This is a genomic window from Stenotrophomonas sp. STEN022 (genome assembly GCF_056760155.1).
Genome location: NZ_JBRREG010000153.1, coordinates 1 through 7217, shown reverse-complemented (window position 1 = coordinate 7217; position 7217 = coordinate 1). Strand labels below are relative to the sequence as shown.

Genomic DNA, 7217 nt, shown 5'->3' with positions numbered 1-7217 from the left:
TTTTTTTATTAAAATGGTATCCGCTTCCCCTTGTGGGGGGGGGGCCCCAACATCAAACCAAAATTGCCTTCATTACACGTGCTGCCTGTTGTGGGGGGCCACTACGAGCGACTATTATCGCGGCTTCTGGGCGCGCAATGGGATCTTGCCCAGCGCGCAGAACACCGCAGTCACCCCAAAGCTGCACCAGCTGCCGACGAACAGCGTGGAAAACAGATCATGCGCCTCTGATGACTGTGCACTTACAGAAACCGACCAAGCAGTCCATAACCCGCCACCCAGCAACGTGGTGAAGAAGCACAACCGCACAGCATCCAATCGTCGCGCCCAATAGAGCAACGCCATCACCGGAATGCATATGAACAGCAAACCGACGTAACCGAAGGCAACGGAGACAATCGCTACCAAGGGCGAAAGCAGGGCTAGATCAAAAGAAGTAAACGGCCCCGGCAAACTGACGCCAAGCCCGGTCAGTGCGAACAGTGGCGTGAACAGCGGCGCGGCGAACGCCAGCTCGTCTGGCGAAGGGCCTTCCAGCTGTGGAAATATTCTGGACATCACTGTTCAGACCTTTCGGATGTTGTGAAAAGCGGCTACGCGCGCAGACCACTCACCAGCGCACCTCCTTGCTCAGCAGAGGTCACGGCCGTGCGGACGAAGTCCCTGCCAGGCGTGGCTCGGCACTACGACCTCGGGCTTCGTCCAGATAATCGTAGATATCCAGCTCCAGCCCAATGCCGCGCATCGTCAACTGCAAGAGAACTTCCGATGGGAGCACCAGACCATCATTTGATGAGCCCATGAAAACCCCGCAGAAGAAATCCATGCTGTACCTGCTGCCGAGTAGCTTCCACGTGGCGAGGTCGGACGTCATTCTCCCAAGCAGCTCCGAGATCTGCGACGCGACGTCCTCAGGCGACCGATCAACGGAACACAGCTTCCATCTCCCGGTTGGCTCGACGTACTTCACCCTATCGTTTCCAATGATACGAGCATCGCCTTTTGCGGCAGCCGAGGTTGGATCACAGCCAAGCAGCGTAGAAATATCGGCTGGCACCAGATCGTCTCCGAACACACGGAATGTGACCACAGAATGCTCGGCAGTGCTCATTCGAGATACCTCAACTGTTTGGCCTGACGCCATGGAATCGATTGACCAGGAAAATCATAACGGCAGGCGATGCACGATGAAGTTCACCACGTTCTCCATCGCTCCCGGATCAACATTGCTCAAACCGATCACCACGTAGCCCTGCTCAGGCAGCACCACCAGCGATGTATTCGCGCCCGGCGCGCCGCCTTCGTGCCCGTACTGGCGCTCCGCGCCCTTCCCGCTGACCATGAAGCCATAGCCATACCACGCTTTGTTGTTCTGCGGTGATGTAGCCAGCGCCAACGATTCGAGCGACATCAGCCGACCGGCGCGCAGTGCTTCGGCAAACTTCAGCATGTCGCCAAGCGTGCTGTAGCCACCGCCAGCCGACGTGCCACGCCACGGCAGCGTCTTGGTTTCCTGCACCCACTTTCCGTCAAGCTTGGCATAGGCGATCGCACGCCCGGGAACTGCCGCGGACTCCGGCTCCGAGCCGGTCGCGCCCATTCCAGCTGGCCGATAGATATGCTGATCCACATAGTCGTAATACAACTGCCCGCTCACCGCCTCGATGATCGAGCCGAGCAGGATATAGCCGTAGTTTGAATAACCATCCTCGCTGCCCGGGGTCGAGCTCGGCGGCGCGGCAGCGGCGAGGCTCCAGTAATCATTCAACATGCGCAAGGATTGCGAGCGCTTCTCGAACTCCTCGCCGAACACATCACCCAGGCCACTGGTGTGATTGAGCAGCTGGCGGATGCTGATTGCCCTGGCCACCTCCTGGTTCGGATAGTTGTTCAGATGTGTGGCGATCGTGTCATCCAGCGACAACTTTCCCGCCTCCTGCAACTGCAGGATGGCCACGGCAGTGAACATCTTGTTCAAGGAGGCCAGTCGGAACCGGGTTGTTTCATCGACTCCAACAGCGCGCTCGCGATCTGCGGCGCCGCCATGCCAGGCCAACAGAACCTTGCCATTCTTCGCCACCAGCAGCGCACCAGACAAGGTGTCGGCTGCACGCGCGGCATCCAGTCTTGCCGTGGCCGCAGCCAGCACCTCTGTCCGTGACATCCGCCGTGGTTTAAATTCATCAGGCAAATCCACTCCTTCCAGCTGCAGCTTGATGACATCAAACCGATCAGCAGGATCCATGTCCAGCGTTGCCAGCACGCCACGATCGGTCATCTCCGACAGCAAGATCAGCTGCGCGCTTTCCGCCGAGCTGGATTTGATGCCCAACAGTTTGAACGTTCCCAGTGATTGGCGGATATCCAGAAAACGTTGCGCCTCCTGCCCCACCTTGTAGTCGGTCAAAAACGTCTGCAGCGCTTCGCGCTCACCGCTATTGTATGCAGTAAGCCACAAATTGAAGACTTGCTCGGCATGAGCATCAGGCAAAGGCTGCTTGGCAGCGGTCACAGTCGAAAAGCCAAGCAGCACTACAACCGCAAATGACTTCAAACGCATAAGCCAACCGATCCTTTCCACTGCCGGCGACACCTGTAGTGCCGAGCCATGCTCGGCAGGGGCATTGCCGACACATCCCGACTGTAGGAGCGGCGTCAGCCGCGAAGCAGATAAACCAATAGAGAAAAACCAACCCCTCCCCTTCGCTGTGCGAAAGGGAGGGAGGCACGTCGGTCAGGCGCAGTGGGGAAGCCCCTGCCGAGCATGGCTCGGCACTACCTCAGCTCTGTTTTTTTTCTGCATGGTTGCTGCGAATCAGGCTGAATGCAAAACCAGCTACTGCCAGAGCGCCCAGCACCAATACCAGCCACAACACGATGTTCTTCCAATCACGCGGGGTTTCGGCCTGCTGGTAGGCAGCATCACCGGCGCGCTGTGCGCCCGCGCCCAGCGTTGCCGCGACCGGCTGCCATTGCGCGCCGTTGTGCGCGCGCAAGGCTGCCAGCATCGGATCCAAAGCCGCCTGCGCGCTGCCTTCGTCGGCGCTGCCTGCAACCAGCAGGTAGGGCGCTTTGCCCTGTGCAAGAAACACCACGCTGCCGGGGCGATAACCCAGACGCAACGTTGGCGCAGCAGCAGGCACCGCGCCGGGTTCGGCCTGCAAACGCCACTGCCTATCATCCACGATGCCGGAGGTTTCCAGCGGCGGTGAACGCTGCTGCTTGCCGGCCTGGCTGAGGTTCCACGCATTCCACCCAGTGGTCAGCGTCTGCCACACCGGCTCACCATCGGCAGCGCGCGCGCGGTCTTCATCGCGACTGGAGACAATCCAGCTCACCGCGCTGTTCGGCGGCATCACCACATCCAGGCGCTGCACCGGGAATCGCCCCTGCAAGCGGTAGAGGTAGCCATCCTTGCCATTGCCGCCGGCAGCCGCCTGCAGTTCCTGCCACTGCCAATCGCCAACCTCGACCGCATCAGCGAACTCACCGCGCAGGCCCTGCAACTGCGGGGCGCCGCTGCGCTGCAGAGGTACCAGGCGCAGATAGCGCAGCCCTGATTCAACCTTGATGCTGTTGCTGCGCAACTCGTTGCCCTGGTTGCGCAGCTGCACCAGCCGTACCTGCGGATCCAGCACCTGCCAGCCACGCAGGTCATCGCTGCCTTCGAGGCGATAACCGAGATCCAGCGACGCCGCGGTGTCACTCCAATCCACCAGCAGCTTGTGCAGCTTGCCAGCCTCGTCACCAAGATCGATCAGCCATACCGGGTCAGCGCTACCGGCCACGGCTGCCGCGCCCACCGAATTGCGGATCGACACCACTTTGCCAGCGGTATCGCGCTCCACCACGATGCTCAGGTCCTCATCGCCGCCCGCGCTGGCCGCGGGCAATGCAAACCATTGCAACGGGGCGATACGCACCGCGCCACCCAGCGGTGTTGCGGCGGCATACACCGCACTGGCCACTGGCTTGCCGTCAGCATCGATGACCCGCACATCGCGCAGGTCACGCCAATGCACGGCGGCATACACCGATGCATCCAGCGGCACCCGGTAGGCGCCAGCATCGGGCTGGGACAACTGCAGCGGCCATTGCCGGGCGAAGTCATCGCCTGCGATTGCGCTGAAAGGCAACAAGGCCAGTACCAGCAGGCGCTTGATCATGCGGTTGTTTCCTCGTTGTTTGTTGCAGCCCCCTGCCTTCGTGGCGGTGCTGGCGCCAACCAGCCCACCAGGGTGCACAGCAGTCCGTAAGCGATGAAGGCGCCGATACCGAGCAGGTCACCCAGGTTGCCGCGATCGATCAGCAGCAGCTTGGCCAAGACCACGCTCATCAGGATTGCACCGGCCAACCACAGCCCCCACTGGCCGCGACGCGAGCCGGAAATCCAGCCGACCACGCCAAGCAGGCTCCAGACCACGGTCAGGCTGGTCTGCGCCAGTTTCGTGCCAAGCAGGCTGTCGCTCCACGGCACATCACCCCAGTGATGCACGGCGCGCAGCGTCATCACCGTCACCAGCACCAGCGCAGCCACCGCCGTGCCAACCAATTGCATCGGCAACACCGCTGCGCCACCGCTCTGGCGCTGGCGCATCGCCAGCAAGGCAAGCACGGCGATCTCAGCAAGCTCCAATGGGTTGAACACGACGATCCACGGCAGCGGTGCAGCCGAGGCGGAGCTAGCCAGCGACGTCAGCCACCACAAGCCCAGTGCTGCGAACACAGCGATCTGCAAGGCCTTGCGATAGCCATCAAACGCGGCGCCCAAGGGCTGCGACAACCACGCCCAGCGATACATGGACAACACCGCCAGCAGCAGCCACGGCAGCGCCAGCAACATGCCCACCCAGCCCTCGGCCAGCGTGAAACGGTCGCCGATATGCCAGGCCAGCAGCGACAGCACAGTCGGCCACAGCAACCACCAGCCCAGCTGCGCCAAGCCGGCAACCTTGCCGCTGCCAGCGCGCAGGCACATCAGGCTGCGCACACCCAGGGCAGCAAAGATCGCCCAGGCAATCGCTCCGTAGCCCGCGAACGGCTGCCCGTACTCGGACACCTGCAGGAAGGCCACCGGGAAGGCCATCACCAACGCGCCCAAGGTGGTCAGCGACAGTGCCAACGCAGGTGCACGCCGCTGCACCTCCGCCGCCAGCCAACCGGTCACACCGAGCAGCAGCAAGACTGCATGCAAACGACTGTCGAACTCGACGAAATCACCTATCTCCAAAATCACATTGCCCAGCCACCAAGCCAGCGCCCACAGGTAGGCAACGGTGGCGACCTGCAGATTGCCTGCACTTCGGTACCACCATGCGGTGGCGAAGCCGGCCACGGCGATCAGCAAGGCGCCCATGAAGGCGGCGTTGGCAATGGCAGTCGTCGCGCTAAGATGGCTGCCGGACACACCAATCGCCAAAGCCCCGGCGGCAGCCAGTTGCAGGCCAATGCCCGTCCAGCGGGCCAGTCGACGGTCCTGGGTCAGGCCCAGCCAGACCAGGCCTGCACCTTCCAGCGCGAACACCGATGCGGTTGCCTTGGCCGACAAGGCCAGCGGAACCGCCAAGGTGGCAAAGCCCACAGCGAGAATAGCGTAGCCGCGTGCCAGCACATTCAAGCGTTCATTGTTGATCAGCGCGCGCGCCAACACTGCATACAGTGCAGCCACACCCAATGCGCAGAATGCCAAGGGCATGCGATCGCCCTGCAACAACGCTGCCTGCAACGAGAATGCGATCAGCGGCGTACCAAACAACAGACAGCCATCAATGCGCGCACTGCCGGCGCTGCTGGCCTTGCGGGCATATAGCAACGGCAGCAACAGGTAGAACACGAAGAACAACACCAGGAATGGCTGGATACTGTTGAAATTGGCGGGCTCGTACTTCAGTACACCCCAGCCGGTACCAATGCCCCAGGTGAAAACAAAACCAAGCAGGTTGAGGATGCGCCACGGCCGCACCCAGGCAATGGCGAAGATGCCGACATTGAGCAAGGCGTAGTACGAGAACAAGGCGACATGGTTACCGGCACCGTCCGACAACCAGATCGGCGCCATGAAGCCAGCCAGCACGCCAAGGATGGCCAGGGTTCTGCTTTCCTGCAGAACCGCCATCACCGACAGGCCTGCAATCAGCACCACGCTCAACCCGAACGCCGGCGCGACGCCGATCATTCCGTAGTTCTTGCAGGCGGAGAACACCACCAGCAACAGGATGCCGATCATGCCGCCCTGCATCGCCAGGGCGAAGGTGCGATGGCTCTCGCGCTTACGCCACGCGAACACCAGACCCGCCAGGGCAGCGGCACTGATCCCGGCCAGGCGCAGACTCGGCGGCACAACGAACCAACCCTGGTCGCTTGCGTACTTCAGCAAGGCAGCCACACCGGCCAGCAGCACCAGCATGCCAACCTTGACCGGCACATTACCGCTGGTCAGCCATTGTTTGGCGTAGGCAAGCGCGCGTTCGACGAAGTTGGGTTCGGCAGGCTCAACCGGCGTCCAGGTCCGCTCCGGCGGCGGTTCGCGGCGAGCAGGAATCGGCCGACGCGGCTCGCCTGCCAGCGGATCGAGCGGATCTGCCTTGGGCGGCAACGGCGGTGGCGCTGGCGAAGCAGCGACGGGTTCAACCGGGTGCGGCGGCGATGCAACCGCCAGCCGCTCGATAACGGCTTCATCTGCCTCTGGCTCGGGGGCAGGCTCGGGCTCCGCCCATGCGTAGGGCCTGATCGCCTCGGCGCGCTGCCTGCGTGGTGCGGCTTCCGTCTCGCCAGCATCCAGCCGCTCCTCCAGCGCTGCCACGCGGCGCTTGAGCGAGGACACCGATACCAGGGCAGCCACCAGCAACACCGGCATCGCCAGTGCGGCCAGTACCAGCAGCACAATCAACAACACCCAACCCTCGTCCATTGATCATCCTTGTGCACCTGAACGTGCTGCATCACCTTATCGGGGCCACCTGAAAACGCAAGACGCCCCCAGTCAGCTTCAGCCCGTCCCCTGCAGCGCGATGCTGCCAGCCCGGGCGTTTGAGCCACGTTGAGCCCCAGGCTGCACTTTTGTGGGGAGACGGCGTAAGCCGCGAAGCCGGCACATCATCAGATGGCAAACATACCAACGGTTTCAGCACCCTCAGCTTCGCGGCTGACGCCGCTCCCACAGCGCGATGCCAGCTCAGGAACAGCATTGCGGCGGAGCCAGCCTCTTTGTGGGGGCG

At 62.3% G+C, this 7217-nt stretch carries 5 protein-coding genes; all 5 read right to left on the bottom strand.

Translation table 11 applies throughout. From position 1 onward, the window contains the following. Window positions 1-114: 114 nt before the first annotated feature. Window positions 115-558, bottom strand: a complete 444-nt coding sequence (locus ACVOMF_RS20135; RefSeq protein ID WP_481510845.1) for a hypothetical protein — start codon at window positions 556-558, stop codon at window positions 115-117. An 82-nt stretch (window positions 559-640) separates the two neighbouring features. Next, complete coding sequence (locus ACVOMF_RS20130) at window positions 641-1111, bottom strand: DUF4279 domain-containing protein (RefSeq protein ID WP_481510844.1); 471 nt, start codon at window positions 1109-1111, stop codon at window positions 641-643. A 54-nt stretch (window positions 1112-1165) separates the two neighbouring features. Next, complete coding sequence (locus ACVOMF_RS20125; protein ID WP_481510843.1) at window positions 1166-2407, bottom strand: serine hydrolase domain-containing protein; 1242 nt, start codon at window positions 2405-2407, stop codon at window positions 1166-1168. A 373-nt stretch (window positions 2408-2780) separates the two neighbouring features. After that, complete coding sequence (locus ACVOMF_RS20120) at window positions 2781-4166, bottom strand: DUF3999 domain-containing protein (protein ID WP_481510842.1); 1386 nt, start codon at window positions 4164-4166, stop codon at window positions 2781-2783. Then, complete coding sequence (locus tag ACVOMF_RS20115; RefSeq protein ID WP_481510841.1) at window positions 4163-6910, bottom strand: DUF2339 domain-containing protein; 2748 nt, start codon at window positions 6908-6910, stop codon at window positions 4163-4165. The genes ACVOMF_RS20120 and ACVOMF_RS20115 overlap by 4 nt, the downstream gene beginning before the upstream one ends. Window positions 6911-7217: the final 307 nt, after the last annotated feature.

Coding starts and splice junctions, on each gene's coding strand:
- ACVOMF_RS20135 (WP_481510845.1), bottom strand. CDS start 558: ATGTCCAGAATATTTCCACAGCTGGAAGGCCCTTCGCCAGACGAGCTG.
- ACVOMF_RS20130 (WP_481510844.1), bottom strand. CDS start 1,111: ATGAGCACTGCCGAGCATTCTGTGGTCACATTCCGTGTGTTCGGAGAC.
- ACVOMF_RS20120 (WP_481510842.1), bottom strand. CDS start 4,166: ATGATCAAGCGCCTGCTGGTACTGGCCTTGTTGCCTTTCAGCGCAATC.
- ACVOMF_RS20115 (WP_481510841.1), bottom strand. CDS start 6,910: ATGGACGAGGGTTGGGTGTTGTTGATTGTGCTGCTGGTACTGGCCGCA.